The sequence below is a fragment of the Rhizobium sp. CF122 genome, from assembly GCF_000282035.1.
Lineage (GTDB): Bacteria > Pseudomonadota > Alphaproteobacteria > Rhizobiales > Rhizobiaceae > Rhizobium.
On sequence record NZ_AKKA01000071.1, the window covers coordinates 1 to 21,482 of the forward strand.

A 21,482-nucleotide genomic window follows, 5' to 3' on the forward strand; every position below is an offset into this window, starting at 1 on the left:
AGGAGACGCCGTTGAAGTCGCTGTCGGTCAAGTTGTAGTTGCCCTTCAGCATCAGCACGAAGTCGGCATCGCTATTGCTGTCGACATTGCCGTGGATCACCGTGAACTCGTCGCCGTTCAGCACCTCATGGGTGACCACCACCTGGCCGGCCGCCGTCAGCGAACCGCCTGCCGCAAGCGAGAAGTGCTGCACGCCGGCACTGCCCGTATTGGCGTCGATGGCCGCAAAGTCGATCTTGTCGCCCGGCTGGAAGCCGTGGATCGTGTCGCCATTGGCAGCCGCCGCCGACAGGAAGCGGAAGGTGTCGTTGCCGAGCCCGCCGTCCATGACGTTGACATCAGCCGTTGCCGTGATCGTGTCATGGCCGGAGCCGGTGATGACGTTCTCGAAGCCGTAGACGACATCCGTCCCGGTCGAGCCCCCCGACACCTGGCCACGCTGCATGAAGCCGTTGCCGAGGTCGACCGTCAGGTTGGCGCTCGCCACCGCATAGTCCAGCGTGTCGATGCCCTCGCCGCCCCAGTACTGGTCGTCGCCGTCGCCGGCAGAGGTGATGATCCCGTCATCGCCGGCCCCACCCCAGACCTGGTCGTCGCCGGCCCCGCCCTCGATGAAGTCGGAGCCGCCCTCGCCATGGATCATGTCCTTGCCGGCATTGCCGAACAGCATGTCGTCGCCCGCCCCGCCATGCAGCTCGTCGTCACCGGCACCGCCCGTGACGCTGTCGTTGCCGTCGCCAGCCGTCACCACGTCGTCGCCGTCCTCGCCGCGCAGGATGTCATCGCCGGCATCGCCGACCACGATATCCCCGGCACCACCGCCAAGGACCGTGTCCGCCCCCCCAGCACCAACCAGCACATCCGCAGCACTCGTCCCGATCAACGTCCGTGCCGCGACCGGAAGCGGGACACTGCCGTCGTCCTCGTCGTCATCGCCGCCGGACGAGGAGTCATCATCGTCGTCATCGTCGCCGCCAGACTGGTCGTCGCCGTCGTCATCGTCGTCGTCGTCACCTCCGGGGCCGCTGTTGCCATCATCGTCGTCATCGCCGCCGGATGAGTCGTCATCATCGTCATCATCGTCGCCACCAGACTGGTCGTCGTCGTCATCATCGTCGTCGTCGTCGTCACCTCCCGGGCCGCTGTTGTCATCATCGTCGTCGTCACCGTCACCATCATCGTTGTCATCTTCCTCATCGAGAGGCTCGGTTTCGAAGATGTGTTCAGAAAGGCCCGTCAGGCCGGTATTGCGGGCCACGATATCGGCGAACTCCTGGCCGTCGACAAACTCCTCGTAGAAATCGAAGTTGTCGAAACGGTTCAGGTAGTAGAAGCGGTCGGCTTCCTGCAGGCGATCGAACTGCTCCTGCAGCACGACCCAGAAGGTTTGCCCGACCATGCCACCGTTGATGTGCTTTTCGGCGAGACCGCCGACCCAAAGATCAACACGGTCGATGCCCTTGACGATGCCGGTTCCGTCCGGCTGGATCGCAACCTGAATGTCAGGGTTGCTCGTCTGGAAGCTGGCAATATCGCCCGCCTGCAGCACGAGATCGGGATAGGCCTGGCGGAACTGGTTGATGACGGCGTCCGACAGGCCATTGCGGGCCTGGAAGTCCTCCCAGGACGTGTAGGCCGAGAGGTCGCCGGCATAGCCGAGTGCTTCCCTGACATAGGGATCAGTCGATGCCGCCAGATCCATGCGCACCTGGTTCAAAGTACCGAGCCCGACATCCCAGGCGCGGGCGACATTGAAGGAGAACAGGTCGGCGTTGATACGGACGAGATCGTTGCGCACCGCGTCGACGATGTTGAAGTCCACTTCCTCCGCATCCTGAGTCACGATGCCGCCGAGGATCGAATTGACGCCGAGCTGCTCGTAACCAGGTTGGGGCACGTAGCCGGGAGGCAAAGGACCCTTGAAGACGCTGGGATCATTGCTCGGATTGAGGAAGGCGTCGAAGAGTGCAACCTGCCTCGGCTCGCCATCCGGCCCGATCACGGTCATCGTCTGGCCGATCAGCGAATGGCCAACGCGATAGACCGCTGCTGCGAATTCGTGCGAGATCGCGGCCGTGGCATTGGGATTGTATTCCTCGAAGCCATGACTTCCATCGCCCCGGATGCCGCCGATCAGCATATCGGCAAACTCGGTGAACACGACACGCTGATACTCGGCCTCGTTCACCATCTTGGCGGCCTGGAACAGCTCTTCGGCCGTTCCCTGGAAGCCAGACTGCTCCAGAAGTTCCACATGGAAGTTGTGATTGCGTGCCCAGATCGTGTGCATCGAGGTCAGCGCAAAGTTCTCGTTGCCACGCCCATCGCCGACGACATAGTGATCGAGCAGGCTGATGAACGGGTTAGTGTCGAGCAGCAGCGCATGGCCACTGCCCATGAAGTTGGACGTCATCTGAGGCAGCATCGCCTCATTGATGTGACCGGTCGCATCGACCAGACCGGCGAAATAATCGCGGAAGCTGATCTGTCCGCCTGGCACCGCCGGATCATGGAAGATCGTATTGGCCTGCCAGTGATGCATGATCAGTTCACGCAGCGTCGGCAGCAGCCGGAACTCAGTGTTGGACGGATCCACCGCACCCTGCAGCAGGTGCGAACCGAAGCCCTGGTTCCCATCACTCTCACGCAGGAACTGACCGATCAGCTCATGCGATCCGTAGGCCTGGTTCTGGTCGACGAAGGGCGAAGTCTTGTTGAGATGCTGCGTCACGCCATTTTCGTCGATGTCGTAGACGGTGCCACGTGTCAGATCCGCGGGGTTCCCGGAACCAGGCGCTCCATTGCCCGGCGCACCGATCTGGAGCGTTCCGTTGCCGCCTTTCGGCAGGAAGTCGAGGCCATGATCGAAGTACTGGCCGAACGCCATGAAGAAGATGTTGGCGTTGGCCGCGTTCTTCGCAAGGTTGGCCTCCTGGGCTCCCAGCACGTTGCTGATGCTGCGTGGATCGAGCCCTTCGAAGATCGGGTTGACCTGATTGTTGCCGGTCGCCGGATCGTACTCGCCAAAATGCGGATTGGTGATCCGGATGAACGGCTCGTCGGCGGCACCCCAATCGGGGTTGCCTTCGTTGTTGCCATGGCCAGACAGACTGCGCACGCCACCGAAGCCTTCAGTGTCGTCGTCATCCTCGAAGGCAGGCAGCCCGTTCACCAGATTCTTGAGACCCGCGAGGTCGGCCGCCGTGAAGGCAAACGGTCCCGAGTTCGGGTCGTCATCTGGGGGGACGAACTGCGGCGGGACGACACCAGTGAAGGTGATCGAATGCGTGCCGTTCGATAGCGTCCTCGTTCCGTTGACGTTGTCGCTCAAGGTGTAGCCGGAGATCACCGACCCCGGAGCCAGCTCTACCACGTCCTGCGGGCGCAGGGTGCCGATGATGGTGTCGTCACCGCCATTCGAGCGGAAGACGATGCGGTGCTGCGAGTCGAGACCGGTTATGTCAACCGTGTCGTCGCCGCTGGTGCCGTCGATGGTGATCGTGCTCGGATCGAGATCCGACCCTGCGAAATCGCCAGAGACGACGAAGGTGTCGTTACCGCCACCGCCGTTGATGTCGATCTCGTCCATCCCGGCCAGTTCTGCCACGACGATCGAAGGTCCGGCGCCGACGCTGCGGGAGATAACGATTTCGGTAGTGGCCTGGAGGGAGCTGGCAGGCAGACCCGTCCGAGACAGAAAGTCCGCCTCGGTTTCGACGAAGAATGTCTCATCGCTGTTGTCGCCGCGGACGCGGAAGCGGTCAGTGCCAGCGCCACCATCGATGATGTCGCGGCCGTCGCCGACTTCCCACGCAATCGTGTCGTCGCCAGCGCCGGCGTTGATCACGTCATCACCCAGACCGCCGACGAGGTCATCGTCGCCACCGAGCGCGTTGATCGTGTCGTTGCCGCCAAGCGCGTCGATGGCGTCCGCGCCTTCGGTTCCCGTGATGGTGTCGGCACCTTCCGTGGGAATCGTGTCTGGCAAGCCCGCTTCCACTTCGGCGAGCGTTACAACAGCATCGTTGAACTGGAACCGCTCGATGCTGATGACGGCATCCTCTTCGGTCGCGCCAACCACCTCCAGCTGACCTTCGGCGTTGATCTCGAAGGTGAAATCGGCCCGATTGCCGGCAAAGACAGCCGTGTCGTCGCCTTCGCCGCCGTCGAGAATGTCGTTGCCGCCACCGCCCGTGAGGGTATCACCTCCCAGTCCGCCGAAGATTTCGTCGTCGCCTGCGCCGCCTATCAGGTCATCGTCTCCAGCCAGGCCGAAGATGACGTCGTTGCCGCCGAGGCCGTCGATCGTGTCGTCACCGGGCGTGCCGACCAGTACGTCATCACCTTCTGTCGCCACGAGATTGGTTGCCGGAACGAGCGGGTCGGTTGGTATTGAAGCGACCGCGTACGGAATGCCCCGCGCATCCGTGTAGCGGACGATGGCCCGAATACGGACGTCTGCGCCGACTTCGAATTCGCCATCGTTTGCCGGTGTGAACGACGGACCGCGAAAGCCGGTATCGACGAAAACGCCCGGATCCGTTTCGATTTGCCATTCGATCACCAACGGCGGAAAGATTTTGCCGCCATTCGGATTATCCGCATCGGTGACATTCGCCAGGGAACCATCGGGATCCATCTGCACCCTGAGAAGCTGCCCAATCTGAGCCACGCCTTCGATAACAGGGTTGCCCACCGGCGCATTGTCGTTAACAGGAACGAGTTCCACGGTCTCATCGGCGAATTGCAGGCGTTCGATGTTGCTGACCTTGTCGATGCCATCGTTCACGGCAACGCCACCGACGGCCGTGTCCACCAAATGCCGGACGGTTGTCTGCTCGTCACCGTCACTGGCGAAATCGATGCCTTCAATTTCATATTCGCTCCGGCCGCCTCGGAAGACTGCCGTATCAATATCGCCGGCGCCATCATCGGTCCTGATCTCGCGCACGATATGCATCTGATCGGGGCTGATGACGCGATTGACGAGCAATTCGAAGAGTGACTTTCCGATCCACGCTGGTTCAGGAGCTTCCGCCGCTGTGAAGACGTGCTTCATGCTGTCAACGGAGGCGATCTCATCCGCTTCCACATTGTCCGATCCCGCAGTTATGCGGATCCTGACGTTCAGCCAACGATCACCATCGAGAATGTCATCGCCACCATTGCCCTGCAACAAATCGTGGCCGCCGCCGCCGAGCAGGATGTTGCCGCTCTGGAAGAGACCATCCGCATCGAGTTCGACGATCTCGGAGAGCCCGGCAATGCGATTCAACCCCGCCGCATCGAGGCTGTCATTGAAGAAAATGTTTTCCGTCGTCGCGACAGTATCGCCAGGCGCGATCACACCAAATGTGCGCTCGTCACCAATCAGCGTGTCGTTATGGTCCCAGCCGGACAGCGCCTCGACCTTGTCGAAGCGGTTGCGCAGAACGTCCTCCTGTTCAGTCGTGAAGATCGGAATGTTCATATCCGCATGGGCATTGCGAGCAACGTCCTTGAAGATCGCCCAGTCGAAGCCGAACATACCTTCGTTGCGCATGACGCTCTCGCCCTGCACCATGATGTCGTCGCCGGACTCGCCGTCGAAGTCGTTCTCGTCGTTGCCGGCGAACATCACGTCGTGGCCGTTGATGATGCTGTTGAAGAACAGTTCCGAATTGTCCCCTGCCGTCGTATCGAAGCCGCCGGCGCCCTCGATCCAGTCGTCGCCTTCATTGCCCATCAAAAGATCGACGCCTTCGCCGCCTAGGATGAAGTCGTCACCCTCGCCGCCGAAGACTTCCGTGTCGTCGACGCCGACGAAGATCGCATCCTTTCCTTTGCCGCCCATCAGGACGTCGATCCCGTTGGAATTGGCGATCACGTCGTTGCCTTCGTCCCCCTTCAGGAAGTCGCCGGTATCGCCGCTGTCGGTGATGATGTCGTCGCCGGCACCACCATTGACGAGGTCAACGCCGGCGCCGGATTCGATGCGATCGTTGCCAGCATCACCCCAGATGCCGTCGTCACCGAAATCGGTGATGATGGTGTCGTCATTGTTCGTACCGCCAACGACGATGTGCTCGCCGCCGGTGAAGCGTAGATAATTCGGGTCCGCACCTAATGTACCGGGATCGTTGCGCGCCACCTTGCCGAGCCCCATGGCCTCGAGCGCAGCGTCGGTGCCGAGCGGATCACCGCCTGCCGCGGCGCCATTGTAATCGGCCTGGTTGGCGGAATTGACTTCGAGGACGAAGTCGTACTTCGCGAAGGAATCGACGCCGATATGGCGATTGATGATGTCGTCCGCCGTGCCGCGGATGCCGTCTGCGCCTGGCTGAGAAATGTCGGTGTTCGCCATGATCATCTTGGCGAACGAGTTCTGCTCCAGCATGTTGAGGAAGTTCTGGCCCTGCGTGCGGGTCAGATAGTAAAGGCGATCGCCGTCCTGCAGCGCTTCAAGCTGCGCTTCGAAGACCGCGTTGAAGGTCGAGCCCAGGAAGCCGCCAAACGGCATCTGCTTTTCGGCAAGGCCGCCAATCCACAGATCAATGGTATTGAGGCCGCTATTGCCGGCGTTCCAGGTACCGGTGCTGTTCAAGAAGTCCAGCCGATCACCGGGAACCACGGTCGCCGTGCCGGAAGGCTCGCCGAACACGAGAGCCCAGGCGGCGTCGCGCTTGCCGGCGACCGTCGTTTGCGCGGTGATCGAACTGTGGGTGCCATAGGCAGCAATGAAATTCACCACCGAGATCGGGTTCTTCAGATTCGCCGCGAAATCGGTCCAGCTGTCGTAGGGTGTCAGGAAGCTCGAACCGCTCGCCGCAAAGAGTTGAGCGCGGGCGTCGTTCAGCGACGGGATGCCGGTGTCGCGTCCGCGCGCAATGTTGATCGTCGCAAGGTCAAGCGGCAGGCCGAGCAGATTGTTGCGCAATGCACCGGTGATGAACTCATCGATCTCGTTGCCGCGCTCGACGGTCATGCCGCGAACGATGGCGCCGGCCGCCTCCTCCGCCGTTACTGCGCCATCATTGTTGAAGGCGACGGGATTGAGGAATGCCGTAATCAGTCCCATGTTGTCAGTGCTGGTTACGACACCATCCTCGTCGATGAAGACGCGCGGCATGTTCTCCGTCAGCATCGAATGGCCGAAGCGATAGACGGTGTTGGCAAACTCCGAGAAGATCGACGGATTGATGTCGGTGATGTTGTTGAAGACGAACAGGTCGATCGCCGGCTGGATCTTGCGGGCGAACTCCTCGAAGACGAGGTGTTGGTACTGCATCTCGGTCGCGAAGCGGGCACCCTGGAACAGACGCTCGCCGTCCCAATCGAGACTATTCGCGAAGGCGAGCTGTTGAAGCGCCGTCATGGTCGCAAAACCGTCGGGCAGAGCCGTAATGTCGCCAACCAGCCATTCGTTGATGAACTCAAGATCGCCGCCCTGCAGAATGATCAGCTTCTGGGAGTCGATCTGGCGGTTGTGCTCCGAGTGGAAGATGTGGTGGACGGTGGTCAGGCCGATGTTTTCGTTGCCGCGGCCGTCGCCGGTGATGAAGTGTCGGTCGAGCAGCTCGTCGTCGTAGGCAACCTTGCGGCCGCGGAAGTCCGTGGCGATAGCGTTACCGGCTATATCGTCATCGTCTGCCTGAATAGCAATATCGCCACTAGGCCCAGCCGGCCCATCCGGATCAAAGACGCCGGTGGGCACCGCATTGTGGGCGATGTCATCGAGGAAGGCATGACCCGTGCGTACGGCGCCGGTATAGGTCGTGGAGCCGATAGTCACAGTCGCTGTGAAGGTATTGACCGGAATGGCAGGCGTACCGGCAATCGGATCGGCCGGGATACCAGAAACCGTGATATCATCGTCAGTGTTCGGTATCCCATCGGCGCCGATATTGAGGATGAGTTGCGCGTAACCCGTTACAGGATCCGGAATGAAATTGCCGTAGGCGTCGGTGCGCAGGAGCGGAATGTTCACAACATCCAGGTCCGTCAACTCGATACCGAGCATCAGCGCCTGCGCTTTCACATCGGCCCAGGTCGGCAAACCGTTCTTGGTGGTAGTGACGATGCCGTCGGGCGAGGTTTCCGTGTGAGTGCCATCCAGAAGCCTGCCCGTCGCGACGGGCTGGCCATCGGCGTTCAGCTTGTACTCGCGCAGGAATACCTGATGGGATGCGTGTGAGGTGTAGGTCTGGTTCTGGTCCACAAACGATGTCGTCGTATTGGTTTGCGTACCGCCATTCGGCGTTGCGCGCGTCAGCACCATGAAATTGGTACGACCGTCGTCCGGCGTGCCGGCGATCCCGTCCAGACCCTTGTCATAGAGCGGATCGTCGGGTTGCAGCGGAATATAGACGGTGCCATTGTTTCCCTTGGCGATCAGGTCGAGACCGTGATCGAAGAACTGTCCGAAAAATGTCATCCATCCGTTGAACGGCGCGGTCAGGCCTTCATCCGGCGCAACGTTCGGGATAACCAGCGACCCTTGATCGTTCACAGTCAGACCAAGCTCTTCGGCGAGCGCCAGGAATGCTGCCTCCGGGTCAGTTGCGACGACCTGCGCATCAGCGAGAGCCTCTTCGGCCGCGGTAAGTGCTTCCGCCGCGTCCTGAATGGCGTCGATCGTCGTTGGATCGGCCGGGTTATAGGCTACCACAGCCGCATTCAAGGCATTGTTTGCTAAGTTGACCGCGTCTTGAGCAGTGATGACCGCTGCGTCTGCCTGTGCTTGCGTCACGCGGGCGGCAACCAGACGTTCGAGATCAGCTTGTGGATCTTCGGAACCTGCAAACGTCAGCGCGGCGAAGAGCGCAGCAGGATTGCTGGTGCTCATGTCAACGACGAGGTTGGAAATGATGCGCGGATCGGCATCGGCAACGTTGCCGGCAGCGCCATAATTGTTATTCGTAACGGTCACCCCGGGTCCCAGAGGCATCGTGTCGCCATCAGCGTCGTTGACGATGGTACCGTCGAGCAGCCTCGGCATCGCTTGATCTGCCGCGCCCCAGGTCTCCCGGCCCGGCACAACGCTGTTATCCATTCCGTCAACCGTCCTCAGACCGGCAGGAACATGTGGATCGGGAATTGCAAGCAGGGCACCCGGCGTCCCCGCCGAAACGACGTCCCCATCCGCATTGACATAAATCTCGGTCAGCGGCGTGCCGCTGGCATGCGCCTCAGCAATCTTGATCTGACGCAGAATGAAATTCATGTCCTGCAGGTTCAGCGTAAACGCAGTCATTCCCCTCTCCTCTCCGGGCGCAAATCCCCACCCCCAACGGAATATGCAGCCGCCAGAAAGTGACATACTCTTCGGTTGCTTTACTTATATATTTCGAGATTTCGAGCAGACAGAGAACAAGGTCTTGCGATTGCCAAGACTATAGTATCCAAAATAAGCAACAAAGGTCGCAATATTCGAATCAACCAAAGGCCGGAGAAACTGTCCTGAAGGACACTTCGCAGCGGACTGAAGGACACCAACGCGTGCGTGCATCGAGGCGCTGCCGCCATGACTGAACGTGATCAGTAGTTGTTGCCAGCGCGAAAAATATTCGCAAACATTAATATAATCAGGGGCGTCACGATTCGGGGGGAGTATGGTGTTGACGCAAAGCGAGGCGAAGAGGGGGATGCAAACGCGCTTGGTCGCTGTATGGCAATGGGCACGCGACAAGGTGCGCAATGCGCGCCTCGAGGTGAAATTCATCCTTATTGCGTCGCTGATTGTTCTCGCGCTGATGTTCGTGCTCGGTCTTTGGACCACGAAGAGCATCGAGAAGGCGATCATGAAGGGTGCCGGCAGCGTGGGCGCAGCCTATCTGCAGACATTCGTAGAACCGCTCATCTCCGAGGAGGACATCCGCACGAAGAGTCTCTCGCCTGAGGTAAAGGCGAAGCTCGATCAGCTCCTTGGCGATAGTCCGCTTGGCCAGCACGTGCGTGAGATCAAGATCTGGAACCCGGACGCCAGCCTGTTTTATTCGACGGCCGGACGGAAAGTGGACCGGGAACAGGTCTTTGACGAGCTAAAGCGCGCGCTCACTGGAGAGGTGGTCGTATCGCGCACGATGATTTCCAAGCATGCCTACTCCGGGGAGGAGCGACACGCTGAGTACATAGAGGTCTATGCCCCGCTGGTTCGCGACAACGCCGGCAAGGTCGTCCTCGTCGGAGAATTCTACGAGCGACCCGACTACCTGCTTGCCGAGATCGCCGGCGCGTGGCGGTCGACGCTGATGATCGTACTGCTCGTTTCCGTTCCCATGCTCGCCCTTCTCTATATGATCGTGCGTAGCGGCAGCCGCCTTATCGACGACCAGCACACCGCCATCAGAGCCAGCCTGCGGCATGCGCTGGAATTGTCCAATCAGAATAGGCGCCTGCGGCTTGAAGCGGAGCGTGCAAGGCAAGAGGCCGGCAAGCTCAACGAAAAGATCCTCGACCAGATCGGCAGCGACCTCCACGATGGGCCAATACAGGTGCTCACCCTGGTCAAGCTGCGGCTCAGTGACATGAAGCCCTCACTGGGAGGCGGCGACACGGTGGCTGTTCCCGTCGAGGGTATTGGCAAACTGCTGCGGCTTGTAACGGTCGTCCTGGATGAAATCCGCAACATCTCCTCAGGCCTCGTCCTGCCGGAACTCGATAACATTTCCCTCAATGAAACCATCCTGCTTGCCGTTCGCCGCCACACAGACCTGACCGGCAATCGCGTGGCCATCAAAGGGGCGCTCGACGTCGATCCCAGCAGGGGGCATTTGAATATCTGCGTCTATCGTTTCATCCAGGAGGCCTTGATCAATGCCCACAGGCATGCGCCTGGAAATGTACAGCAGTTGCGCTATGGAATGCGACGCAATCGCATCGTGATCGCCATCGCCGACATCGGCAGCCCACCCAAAGCGCCGGCCCTCGCCCCACAACGAATCCGGCTGGGCAAGCTAATGCAGAAACGGCGCATTCGTGCCTTCGGCGGCAAGGTACGAACGATCCGCCGCAGCAACGGTACTTTGGTGATTGTCGTCCTGCCACTGGAGTAGTTTTTGGGACAGCCGTGCGCGCGGCGCGACCAGGCTACGCTGAGACCATAACGCAGAATTTGCATGAACGAGATAATACCAGTATAGCTCCAGATGACGATTTCCAAGAATCTTTTAGCGATTGATCGGTCGCGAGGTGAGCTATGCCGGATATCAGCTTGATTGAACATCTCGCCGGGCAATTGAGCCTGGCGGCAGCAGACGTTCCCCTTTACAAGCGGCTCAAGTCGGCCATCGAAGCTGCTATTCGCTCCAACGCCGTAAAGCCCGGTGCCGTCCTGCCTGGCGAACGGGTCCTTGCCGAGAGCCTGTCGCTTTCTCGCGTGACGGTACGCAAAGCGTTGGCATTGCTTGAGGAAGAGGGCCTTCTCAATCGTCGCCATGGCTTCAAGACGGAGATCGGATCGCGGGTCGAGAAGTCGATGTCGACGTTGACCAGCTTCACAGAAGACATCCGCGCACGTGGTATGCTGGCCGGATGTGTGTGGATTTCCAAGCAGATAAGTCGCCCTTCGCCCACGGAGATGATGGCGCTAGGCGTATCGGCGAATGCAAGCGTTATCCGAATGAAACGTGTGCGCACGGCTGATGGCACACCCATCGCAGTCGAGACGTCAGCCGTACCGACGCGCTTTCTTCCGTCGCCTGATCTGGTCCGGGACTCACTTTACGAGGCTCTTGAGGCGCGTGGTTTCATGCCGCAACGGGCAATCCAGCGCATGCGCTCGAAGGCGGCGTCCAGCGAAGATGCGGGGCATCTTCATTGCGAGATAGGCGCGCCACTACTGATGACCGAAAGACGCTGTTTCCTGCCTGACGACCAGATCGTGGAATACTGTGAGACACGCTACAAAGGCGACGTCTACGATTTCGTCTTCGAACTGCAGCGATAAGACCAGATACAAACTGGTTGTAATCTGGTATTTTCTTTCTATCGTGATGCCAAATGGAGTGTCGCGAGTGCAACGGGAAGACATCAGGAATAGCCTTATCGTATCTTGCCAGCCGGTTCCCGGCGGACCGATGGATGATGCCGATTTCGTCGCTGGCTTTGCGAAAGCGGCGCGTGATGCCGGCGCCAAGGCGTTGAGGATCGAGTCGGTCGCCTATGTCAAAGCCGTGCGCGCCGTTGTTTCTGCTCCGATTGTCGGCATCGTCAAGCGGGATCTTCCCGATACTCAGGTTCGCATCACGCCTTTCGTCGCCGATGCCGAAGCGCTGGCCGATGCCGGTGCCGATATCATCGCCTTTGACGCGACGAACCGGCCTCGTCCAGCTTCGGTGGAGGAACTTATCCGCACCGTGAAGGCGAGGGGCAAGCTGACGATGGCGGACTGCTCGTCGCTCGACGACGCAAGGCGGGCGCTTGCCGCAGGCGTCGATTTCGTCGGCACCACGCTCTCTGGCTACGTCGGCGGGCCGGAACCGCTCGACCCCGATATCGAACTCATCGCGGCGATGCGGCAACTCACACCTTTTGTCATCGCCGAGGGCCGCATCCGCTCCCCCGAGCAGGCGCAAGCAGCAGCACAAGCGGGGGCGTTTGCCGTCGTCGTGGGCTCGGCCATCACCCGCACCGAACACGTCACCTCATGGTTCAATGAGGCAATCGACAAGGCATATCACAACGCCCATCGCGAGACCGTGCTTTCCATCGACATCGGCGGAACCAAGACGATGGCAGCGCTCGTCAGCGGCGATGCCGTTCTGGACGAGATTGTCGTTGCGACCGAACGAGACGCCGGCCCGGACGCCTGGCTTTCGGGCGTGTCTGCAAGCACGGCAACCTGGCGGGACCGATACACGCGGATCGGCATTGCGGTGACCGGCTTCATCGAAGGCGGCAACTGGTCAGCGCTCAATCCGGCGACGCTCCCGATTCCCGATCGCTACCCTCTTGTCGACCGCGTTGAGGCCCTGTTTGGCAGGCCGGCTTTTGCCATCAACGATGCGCAGGCCGCAGCCTGGGGCGAATACAAGTTTGGGGCAGGGACAGGCAAAAACCTGGTCTTTTTGACGATCTCGACCGGTATCGGGGGAGGTGTCGTTATCAACGGCAAGCCGCTGTCGGGGCTTGCCGGCCACTTTGGCCTGATCCGGTCTCCATCGCAGGGGCAGGCTGCTTTCGAAGATCAGACCTCGGGCAAATGGATCGCCAACGAGGCGTTGAAGACCGGCCATCCGGCCGATGCCGTGGAGGTTTTCGACCGCGCCCGCAACAAAGAGAGCTGGGCGAGCGACATCATGTCCCGTTCGGCTTATCGCGCCGCGACACTCTGCCGGGATATCCAAATGATGTTCGATCCTGATGTGATCGTCATTGGCGGCGGCATCGGCCTGGCCGAGGGCTATCTCGATCTAATGCGCACTCATCTGTCGGGCCTGTCGTCGAGGCTTACTCCGCGTCTTGTCGCGGCAAAGCTCGGCCACCGCGCAGGCATCATTGGCGCCGCAGACCTTGCTGGAGGGGGCAAGTAGCGGCGCGCGAATGGCATGAAACCTAATAAAAGAAAGGGAACGACGATGAAATTCAAAATGAGGTCTCTTCCTGTTGCGGCGGCGCTTCTGGCGAGCGTCGCGCTGCCGGGCATGGCAAACGCAACTGTAACGGTACTCGGTTGGCCGGGCGGCTCGGAAGAAACCGCGCTCAGAGCCACGGTCGAAGCCTACAACGCCCAGGCCGGCATCCGTGATGCCGATAAGGTGCAGCTGCTGTTCTTCAACCGCGACGGTTTCTTCGACAAGCTGCAGGCCGACATGGCCGCCGGCTCCGATGCTTTCGACGTCAACCTCGTTGCCACCTATTCAATCGGCCGTTACGCGCCTTACATGGAGCCTGTGGAACTGGGTTCGGATGCAGCAAAGGTGTTTGGCGAATCCGTCCTCAAGACGATGCAGTTTGACGGCAAGCAATATGGCGTGCCCACGGATTTGTCCTTGCACTTCATGTACTATCGCAAGGATTTGGTTGACGCCCTGATGAAGGACGAGGCGGCAAAGAAGACATACGGGGAAATTGCCCAGAAGTATCTCGGCAAGGAGCTTCAGCCGAAGGATCCCGACAGTTGGACCTGGGACGATTGGGCAGCAACCTCACTCTATTTCAGCAAGCAGGCAAATCCTGCAAGCCCGGTGCGCTACGGCACCGTGCTGCAGATGAAAAACCTGCTCTTCAACATGATGGTCTTTCAATCCCTACCGCGGTCCTACGGTGGCGACTGGATGGACAAGGATGGCAAGATCACCGTCGATTCCGACGCGTATAAAGCCGGCCTTGAGCTCTACAAGAAACTTTATGATGCCGGCGCTTCGCCGAAGGATTCGCTCAGCTACGAATACGCCGAGACCAACGCCGCGTATAGCTCGGGCCAGGCGGCGAGCGCGCTGCAGTGGAATGCAGCAGCGGCCGATCTGACCAACGCGGAAAAGTCGCCAGCGGTCGCGGAAGTGACCGGCATCGTCGCGCCGCCCGCCGGCCCTAACGGTCGCGCGGATCACATCCACGGTCTCGGTCTCGGCCTCAACAAGAATGCCAAGAACAAGGAAGGCGCGACCAAATTCCTGAAATGGCTGGCAACGGAAGATGCCGCACTTCTTTATGCCAAGAGCGGCGGCTCTCCGGCCCTGTCGCCCGATGTCGTCGCCAAGGTCTCCAGCGAGCGTCCCGATCTCGTCAAACTCGGCGAGTTCGCCAGTAAGTACGGCTACGTGATGAACGGCGCCACCTCCGCCAACGCTCTGTCGGTTTACGAGCTCCAGGCGAAGGAATTCACGGGCTACTGGTCCGGTCAGCAGGGCCTCGACGAGGCGCTTGCCCATGTCAAGACGGGCATGCAGGATCTGTTGAAGAAGTAAGGCAAACCCGGCGTCAGGTTTCGCCTGGCGCCGGCAATCCGGCGGACCATAATGGCTATTGTAAACCGCGCCGAAGGCCGAGCCTACCTGACGCCGCTTGTGGCGTTCCTGCTTCTCTTTCTGGGCTTCCCTTCTATCGTCAATCTCATCTACTCGGTCTCAACCGTCAGCTTTGAGAACCTGCGCAGTCCAAACCTTAGCGGGTTCGGCAACTACGTGTCGGTGCTTGCCGATCGGGAATTCTGGCAGGCCATATCCTTCTCGATGCGCTTTGGCATCCTGACCGCTCTTGCCGAATGCCTGATCGGCCTGTTCCTGGCCATCTTCCTTGCGCCGCTGCTTGCCAAGCGATCGTTTCTGATGGCACCGTTGATGCTGCCATTGATGGTGGCGCCGGCGATGATCGGCCTGATGTATCGGCTTGTACTGCACGAGTTCGCCGGGCCGGTACCCTACTATCTTTTCCTATGGTTTGGTGACAGCCCGGCCTTCCTCGACATCAACAATGCCTTTCGCACCCTCGTTGTCGTCGAGACACTGCAGTGGACGCCGTTCGCCTTTCTGCTCTTCTACATGGCCTACGTGGCGATACCGCTGGATGTGCGGGAGGCGGCCGCACTCGACGGCGCACCCTGGTTCAAGATCCTCTGGTGGATCGAACTGCCGCTGATGCTGCCCACCCTCGTGATGGCCTTCTTCATCCGCTTCATCGACGGCTTTCGCGTATTCGACAACGTCTATGCGCTGACCGGCAGCGGCGCGGGAGGATCGACGACGTCGCTTTCGATCTACATCTATCAGGCCTTTTTCAAAGGAGGTGCGATCGGCAAGGCTGTTGCTGCGTCCGTCATGCTGTTTGTCGCCTCGCTTGCGGTGCTCTACGGCCTCAACTGGCTTGCCGGGCGCAGGAGGACATAGCGATGCTGAATACTGCCCGCTGGATCGTCTTTACCGTCGCTGCGCTCGCGATGAACTTTCCGGTCATCGTAACGCTCGTTACCTCTTTGAAGAGCGCGAAGGAACTGTCCATCAACCCCGGCCTATGGGTCGGTCAGCCGACATTCGAGAATTACCTTCGCGTTCTGACCCAGACCGACCGATTCAACATCTATTCCTATCTCTTGAACAGCACGATCGCGTCACTCATCGGAACGAGCCTGGCGATCATTCTTGCCTTCCCGGCAGCCTATGCGATCGCGCGAAGCGATGCGGGCAAGCGCACCCTCTTGCCGATCGTCATCAACTTGCGGGCCGTGCCATTGATCATCTTCGCAATCCCGCTTTATATGATGTATCAATGGCTTGGCCTGCTGGACACGCAGCTCGGACTGGGCTTCATCCTGACGATCGTCAACACGCCGCTTGCGCTCGTCATCATGGTCAACGCCATTTCCGACGTGCCGCTGGAGCTCGACGAGGCAGCGAAAGTCGATGGCGCCAGCTCACGGCAGGTGATGATCATGATCATCCGACCGGTGGTCAGGCCGGCATTGGTGACGACCTTCATTTTCGGCTTCATCACGGCCTGGAACGAGTTCCTCTTCGGCTTGATGCTGACCACCAGCCGGGCCGTCCCGATGACCGTCGGGGCCTCCTTTTTCTTTGCCGCCAGCGGCGGCGGCGTGCAGTGGGGCACTGCATCGGCCGTCATGATGCTCGGCGCCCTGCCGCCCGCCGTGCTGGGCCTTGTCATGTATCGACAAATTTCCGGTTCAATGACCGCCGGTGCTGTGAAGGGGTGATCAGGTAGCAAGCTCTTGGCATCCCAGCAGATTGTGAGGCGATATTGTCGCCACGCCCCTGCCGCACATCACATTGAGCGCTCGCGCACGGGAGACGCTTCAGGGAGCGCTACTGCAAAATAGCAGTAATACTTGCCATGCATAGTATCTGTAGGCGCCTTAACAATCTTGCAAAGTCCCAAAGCAAAATAACTTCACATGTACCGATTTTATCGCGAAACGGCCGACAGTTAACCAGTCAGAGCGATAGAACTCGGCCTTGGTCTCTATGATTAGCATCCATCAAGCTCGATCGTAATCATTTGATTTATCTTACTTATTTTTAACGTAAGTATGAGTTGCTCAAACTATATTAGTTTTGGTTAATTTTTATCTATTGCATACAACGTTATTTGCGCTTAGCATCTATGTACCGCGACAACAAAGACGGTTAGAAACAACGTCTGGTGGGGGTTTCCTTAGACTGTAAGCATGTGTCCCGACGAAAGAATTCGCCGGAGGGTTTAATTGTGCGCAGATGAGGTTACACATGGAACTTGACCTGAATTCCGTCCGCCTTGCCTCCAAACAAAAAGTTTCTGTTCTAGACAATTACTATCCGAGCACCGAGGCCCGTCGATATCGTGTGAGCATTTTCGGCGCCGGCTACGTCGGTTGCGTTTCCTCGGCATGCCTCAGCAAGGACGGCTTTGCCGTCGTCGCTGTTGATCCAGACCAGTTCAAAGTCGAGCGTCTTGCCGGAGGTGAGGCGCCGATCGTCGAGCCGGGCCTGGATGAGTTGCTGCAGAGCGCGCACGCCAACGACCTGCTGAGCGCAACCCACTCGGCAACGGACGCCATCAACGATACCGACATCTCATTTTGCTGTGTCGGAACGCCGAGCCTGCCGGATGGCACACTGAACACCAATCACGTTCGCCAGGTCTGCGAAGACATCGGCAGGGCGCTGCGGCATAAGGCCGAGTTTCATATCGTCGTCATGCGCTCGACCATCCTTCCGGGGACCATGGAAGAGCTCGTCATTCCAACCTTGGAAAAGGCCTCAGGGAAGATCGCCGGACGTGATTTCGGCGTTGCCTACTATCCCGAATTCCTTCGCGAAAGCACGGCGATCGCCGACTACTACAAGCCCGGCGCCATCGTGTTCGGGCAGTATGCGGACGACACGCGCTCCATTGATGCGCTCAAGGCTCTTGTCAGCCATATTGGCGTCGCACCGCATGTCATTCCGATGCGCAGCGCCGAGATCGTGAAGTACGCCAACAACTGCTGGCATGCCGTCAAGATCAGCTTCTCGAATGAGATCGGCAATATCTGCAAGGCCAAGAGCATCGACAGCCATGTCGTCATGGACGTGCTGTGCTCCGACACGCGCCTCAACATATCCCGCGCCTATATGAAACCGGGCTTCGCCTATGGCGGCTCCTGCCTTCCAAAGGATCTGCGGGCGTTAACGGCACTTGGCCGCTCAATGAACGTGCCGACACCGGTCTTGGACGCCGCACGCCTTGCCAATGTCGTGCAGATCGACCACGCGCGTGCGCTGGTCGACGCATCATCGCATGAAGCGATCGGCTTTATCGGTGTGACCTTCAAGGCCGACACGGATGACCTTAGGGAAAGCCCACTGCTTGAACTCGTCGAGGGTTTTCTGGGCAAGGGCAAGGACGTGTCGATCTACGATCCGCATGTTGCCAGGGATGCGAGCCAGGGCCGTAACTTTCTCAAGCACATCGCGCCGCTACTCCACGACAACATCAAGGATGTCATCGCGAGATCCGAAGTCATCGTGGTCGGCAACAAATACCCGGGTCTCAAGGATGCGATCGAGACCGCTGGTAAACCGGTGACGGTCATCGATCTGGCACGCATCGAAAAGCCGGAAAACAAAAACGTCGTCTATCACGGCCTGTGCTGGTGACGTGCTTACGCTGGCCGCTTGGCGTGGCCGGCGCACCTATTCAAAACAAAAGCAAAGGGAAGCCGGAGTGCTTCTCACACTGCATTGCATGCATAAACATCGAGGCAGGAACCGATGCCAGGAATGCAATACGCTGACGGCTATGGGCCGGTTGCCGCACCAGTAGATCGTCTACTGGCGCCGTCGCCCGACGGCCGCGACGCCGGATCCGCTTCGTGGCTCGTCACCTGGAGTGAAAGCCTTGAAGCGCATCTCGCCTATATTGCGCTGATCCTTAGCATCGCTTGCATTACACCACTCGATAGTCTTGTCAGCGCCCATTCCGGTGCCCTTTTCGGCCTCGGCTTCCTCGCCGTCTGGCGCTACGGTTGGGGCCTTGCGCATTTTGTGCGCTCCAACATCTACCGCTCGATGGTCTTTCCCAAGATGCGCGCCGAGGCCGAGGATGCAATGCGCAAGAGCCCGGCCACCTTAGGCGATCAGCACGTCTTTTTCCTTGTCACCAGTTTCCGCATTGACGGCGATACGACGGCAGCCGTTTACCGCGCCGCGTTCGAAGCCGCAAAGCGTGCACCCGGTGGTGCCACCGTGGTCGCTTCGATCGTCGAAATGGGAGACCAGCGTCTCGTCAAGTCGCTCTACAGCCTGATCTGCGGCGAAGACACCAATGTTCGCCTCGTCATCACGCGCATCGCCGGTACCGGCAAGCGCGATGCGCTGGCCTATGGCTTCCGTGCGATCTCGCGACAGGAGCCGACGGCCGACGATGTGGTGGCCGTCATCGACGGCGACTCGATCGTTCCACCTGATCTTGTCAGCAAATGCGTGGGCTTTTTCCGAGCGGACACCAGCGTCGGCGCACTCACGACAGATGAGGTCTCACGTGTCCATGGCAAGGCAAAGTTCCACATCTGGTACAGCCTGCGCTTCGCGCAGCGCCATATCCTCATGTCGTCGAATGGGTTATCGCGCAAGGTGCTGACGCTGACCGGACGCATGTCGATGTTCAGGGCGTCGATTATCTGCAATCCCGATTTTGTCAGGCAGGTCGAATCCGACTACGTCGATCACTGGCGGTTCGGCCGGTTGAAATTCCTGACCGGAGACGACAAGTCGAGCTGGTTCTGGCTGCTGCGCAACCGCTACAAGATGCTCTACATCCCCGACGTTGTCGTTGCGACCGTCGAGGAGCCTCCATCCAAATACTTCCTGCCGGCGGCGACACAACTGATGGTGCGCTGGTTCGGCAATATGCTGCGTACGAATTCACGGGCGCTGGCACTGGGCCCGTCAAAGGTCGGCTTCTTCACGTGGTGGACGATCTTCGATCAGCGCGTCTCGATGTGGACCTCGCTCGCGGGACTGGCAATGGTTCTCCTGGTCGGGGTGTTCGAAACGCCCTTCGCCTTCCTCATCTATCTTCTTTGGGTGCTTGCCACGCGCTACCTGCTGACGCTGATGCTGTTCAATTCACGCCGCCGCGTCTCGGCCTTCTATCCCTTCTTCATCTATTTCAATCAGATCTACGGATCGATCGTCAAAACCTACATTTTCTTCCACCTGAACAAACAAAAGTGGACGCGCCAGAAGACGACGCTTGCAGATAGCCGGACACGCCTTCAAAGCCGCGCGCGCGAAGCTTCGTCAACGCTTGTTCATGTCATCGCGATCGCGCTTTTCATAACGATTGTCGCCCTCGTCCTTGGGCAATTGGCAATTCCAGACGCATCGATACTTGCAATGGCCTACGGGCTGGACCCGATTAATTGAGGGAGCGGATATGAACGTCGTAAAATTCGAAGCGGATGTACAACGCCAGCACGCACGCTACAAACTCCCGTTGAAATGCGTCATCGACGGATACCGATACAACTGCCTCGACTGGTCGGTCGGAGGCATAGGCGTTGCGACCGGAAAGACGGTCCTGCCCGAATTCAAAACGTTTCCGGTGGATCTTGAATTCCCCTTTGACGGCTTTGTGTTTACGCTGCGGGTCGATGCACAGGTTCGCTATTGCGACCCCGCGAAGGGACGCACGGGCTTCCAGTACATGTCGCTGACGGAGGAAAAGCTCCGCTTTCTGCGCTATGTGCGTGATGCCCATCTGACTGGCGAAGTCATCACCCTCAACGACGTTCTCGATCTATCGAGCCGCTCCATCGATCCGCGTAGTCGGAAGAAGGATTCCGGCTCGCAACAACCGTCTTCTGCCGAGCGGCACAAGGCAGTGGCCAGGCGGATTCTGCGAATTGCCGTGACGTCGATCCTCGGTCTCGGGGTACTGCTTTTTCTGTGGGGCGCGCTTTATCAAAGACTCTGGACCTTCCGTGCCGACGAGTCACTTGTGACAATCGATTCCGCTGCCGTGATCGCACCATCGGACGGTGTCGTCACCAACATCGTGACACAAGGGGCAGTGAAGGCCGGTGATCCTGTGGCGACGATCCTGCCGACGGCCAACAACCGCAGCATTACCGTGCTGGCCCGTTGTGACTGTATCATTCAGGATGCTCAGGTAGGATTGGACAGCCAGGTCCGAGCCGGACAACGGCTTCTTTCTCTCAGCATGCAAAACGCCAAGCCGCACGTCGTGGCGATGGTCGATTATTCCCAGGCCTTGCGTCTCTTTAGGGGCGCCCGTGTTCTGGTCGAGCTTCCGCATGGCGAACAAATCTCAAACGCGACCATCCGGGATCTGCCGAAGCTTACAAGCACCGATCTGGAGTCCGGCAACAAGATCCCGATCAACATCGACGTCGGAGACGCAGATCTCTCCTCCATCGTGGGAACGCCTGTGACGGTGCGGTTTGTGCAGTCGCCCTGGACGACCGCGAACCTGCCGGAAAAGCTGAACAACGCCGTCAGCACAAGCGGCACAGAGAGCCAACCTGCTGCCGAAACCAAGGGATGAGGGAGTTGAGGGAGTTAATG

10 protein-coding genes are annotated in these 21,482 nt (G+C 59.4%); 9 read left to right on the top strand and 1 reads right to left on the bottom strand.

Features of this window, described 5'->3' with window-relative positions; all coding sequences use genetic code 11:
* On the bottom strand, positions 1-9,232 hold a 9,232-nt coding region (locus PMI09_RS13900), incomplete at its 3' end, for a peroxidase family protein (protein ID WP_007794816.1).
* Between the two features lie 391 nt (positions 9,233-9,623).
* On the opposite strand from PMI09_RS13900, the gene PMI09_RS13905 reads away from it, so the two are divergent.
* The 9 genes from PMI09_RS13905 to PMI09_RS13945 all read left to right on the top strand — a co-directional run bounded on the left by PMI09_RS13905 (position 9,624) and on the right by PMI09_RS13945 (position 21,462).
* Positions 9,624-11,033 carry a sensor histidine kinase gene (locus PMI09_RS13905; RefSeq protein ID WP_037083090.1) on the top strand — a complete coding sequence of 470 codons (1,410 nt, stop codon included), beginning with the start codon at positions 9,624-9,626 and terminating at the stop codon, positions 11,031-11,033.
* Between the two features lie 143 nt (positions 11,034-11,176).
* On the top strand, positions 11,177-11,926 hold the full coding sequence (locus PMI09_RS13910; protein WP_007794822.1) for a GntR family transcriptional regulator: 750 nt from the start codon (positions 11,177-11,179) through the stop codon (positions 11,924-11,926).
* Between the two features lie 46 nt (positions 11,927-11,972).
* Positions 11,973-13,511: a putative N-acetylmannosamine-6-phosphate 2-epimerase gene (locus PMI09_RS13915; protein ID WP_052026542.1), complete on the top strand. Its 1,539-nt coding sequence runs from the start codon at positions 11,973-11,975 to the stop codon at positions 13,509-13,511.
* A 45-nt stretch (positions 13,512-13,556) separates the two neighbouring features.
* On the top strand, positions 13,557-14,888 hold the full coding sequence (locus tag PMI09_RS13920) for an extracellular solute-binding protein (RefSeq protein ID WP_007794829.1): 1,332 nt from the start codon (positions 13,557-13,559) through the stop codon (positions 14,886-14,888).
* Between the two features lie 51 nt (positions 14,889-14,939).
* A complete protein-coding gene (locus PMI09_RS13925; RefSeq protein WP_007794833.1) occupies positions 14,940-15,806 on the top strand; it encodes a carbohydrate ABC transporter permease in 867 nt (288 codons plus the stop codon).
* Between the two features lie 2 nt (positions 15,807-15,808).
* Positions 15,809-16,630: a carbohydrate ABC transporter permease gene (locus tag PMI09_RS13930; protein WP_007794837.1), complete on the top strand. Its 822-nt coding sequence runs from the start codon at positions 15,809-15,811 to the stop codon at positions 16,628-16,630.
* A 529-nt stretch (positions 16,631-17,159) separates the two neighbouring features.
* Positions 17,160-18,551 (top strand): nucleotide sugar dehydrogenase, encoded by a 1,392-nt coding sequence (locus PMI09_RS13935; protein ID WP_007794840.1) that lies wholly within the window; start codon positions 17,160-17,162, stop codon positions 18,549-18,551.
* A 123-nt stretch (positions 18,552-18,674) separates the two neighbouring features.
* Positions 18,675-20,321, top strand: a complete 1,647-nt coding sequence (locus PMI09_RS13940; RefSeq protein ID WP_244423765.1) for a glycosyltransferase — start codon at positions 18,675-18,677, stop codon at positions 20,319-20,321.
* Between the two features lie 10 nt (positions 20,322-20,331).
* On the top strand, positions 20,332-21,462 hold the full coding sequence (locus PMI09_RS13945; RefSeq protein ID WP_007794845.1) for a PilZ domain-containing protein: 1,131 nt from the start codon (positions 20,332-20,334) through the stop codon (positions 21,460-21,462).
* Positions 21,463-21,482 lie beyond the last annotated feature (20 nt).

Coding starts and splice junctions, on each gene's coding strand:
- PMI09_RS13925 (WP_007794833.1), top strand. CDS start 14,940: ATGGCTATTGTAAACCGCGCCGAAGGCCGAGCCTACCTGACGCCGCTT.
- PMI09_RS13930 (WP_007794837.1), top strand. CDS start 15,809: ATGCTGAATACTGCCCGCTGGATCGTCTTTACCGTCGCTGCGCTCGCG.
- PMI09_RS13945 (WP_007794845.1), top strand. CDS start 20,332: ATGAACGTCGTAAAATTCGAAGCGGATGTACAACGCCAGCACGCACGC.
- PMI09_RS13935 (WP_007794840.1), top strand. CDS start 17,160: ATGGAACTTGACCTGAATTCCGTCCGCCTTGCCTCCAAACAAAAAGTT.
- PMI09_RS13920 (WP_007794829.1), top strand. CDS start 13,557: ATGAAATTCAAAATGAGGTCTCTTCCTGTTGCGGCGGCGCTTCTGGCG.
- PMI09_RS13915 (WP_052026542.1), top strand. CDS start 11,973: ATGCCAAATGGAGTGTCGCGAGTGCAACGGGAAGACATCAGGAATAGC.
- PMI09_RS13905 (WP_037083090.1), top strand. CDS start 9,624: ATGCAAACGCGCTTGGTCGCTGTATGGCAATGGGCACGCGACAAGGTG.
- PMI09_RS13910 (WP_007794822.1), top strand. CDS start 11,177: ATGCCGGATATCAGCTTGATTGAACATCTCGCCGGGCAATTGAGCCTG.
- PMI09_RS13940 (WP_244423765.1), top strand. CDS start 18,675: ATGCAATACGCTGACGGCTATGGGCCGGTTGCCGCACCAGTAGATCGT.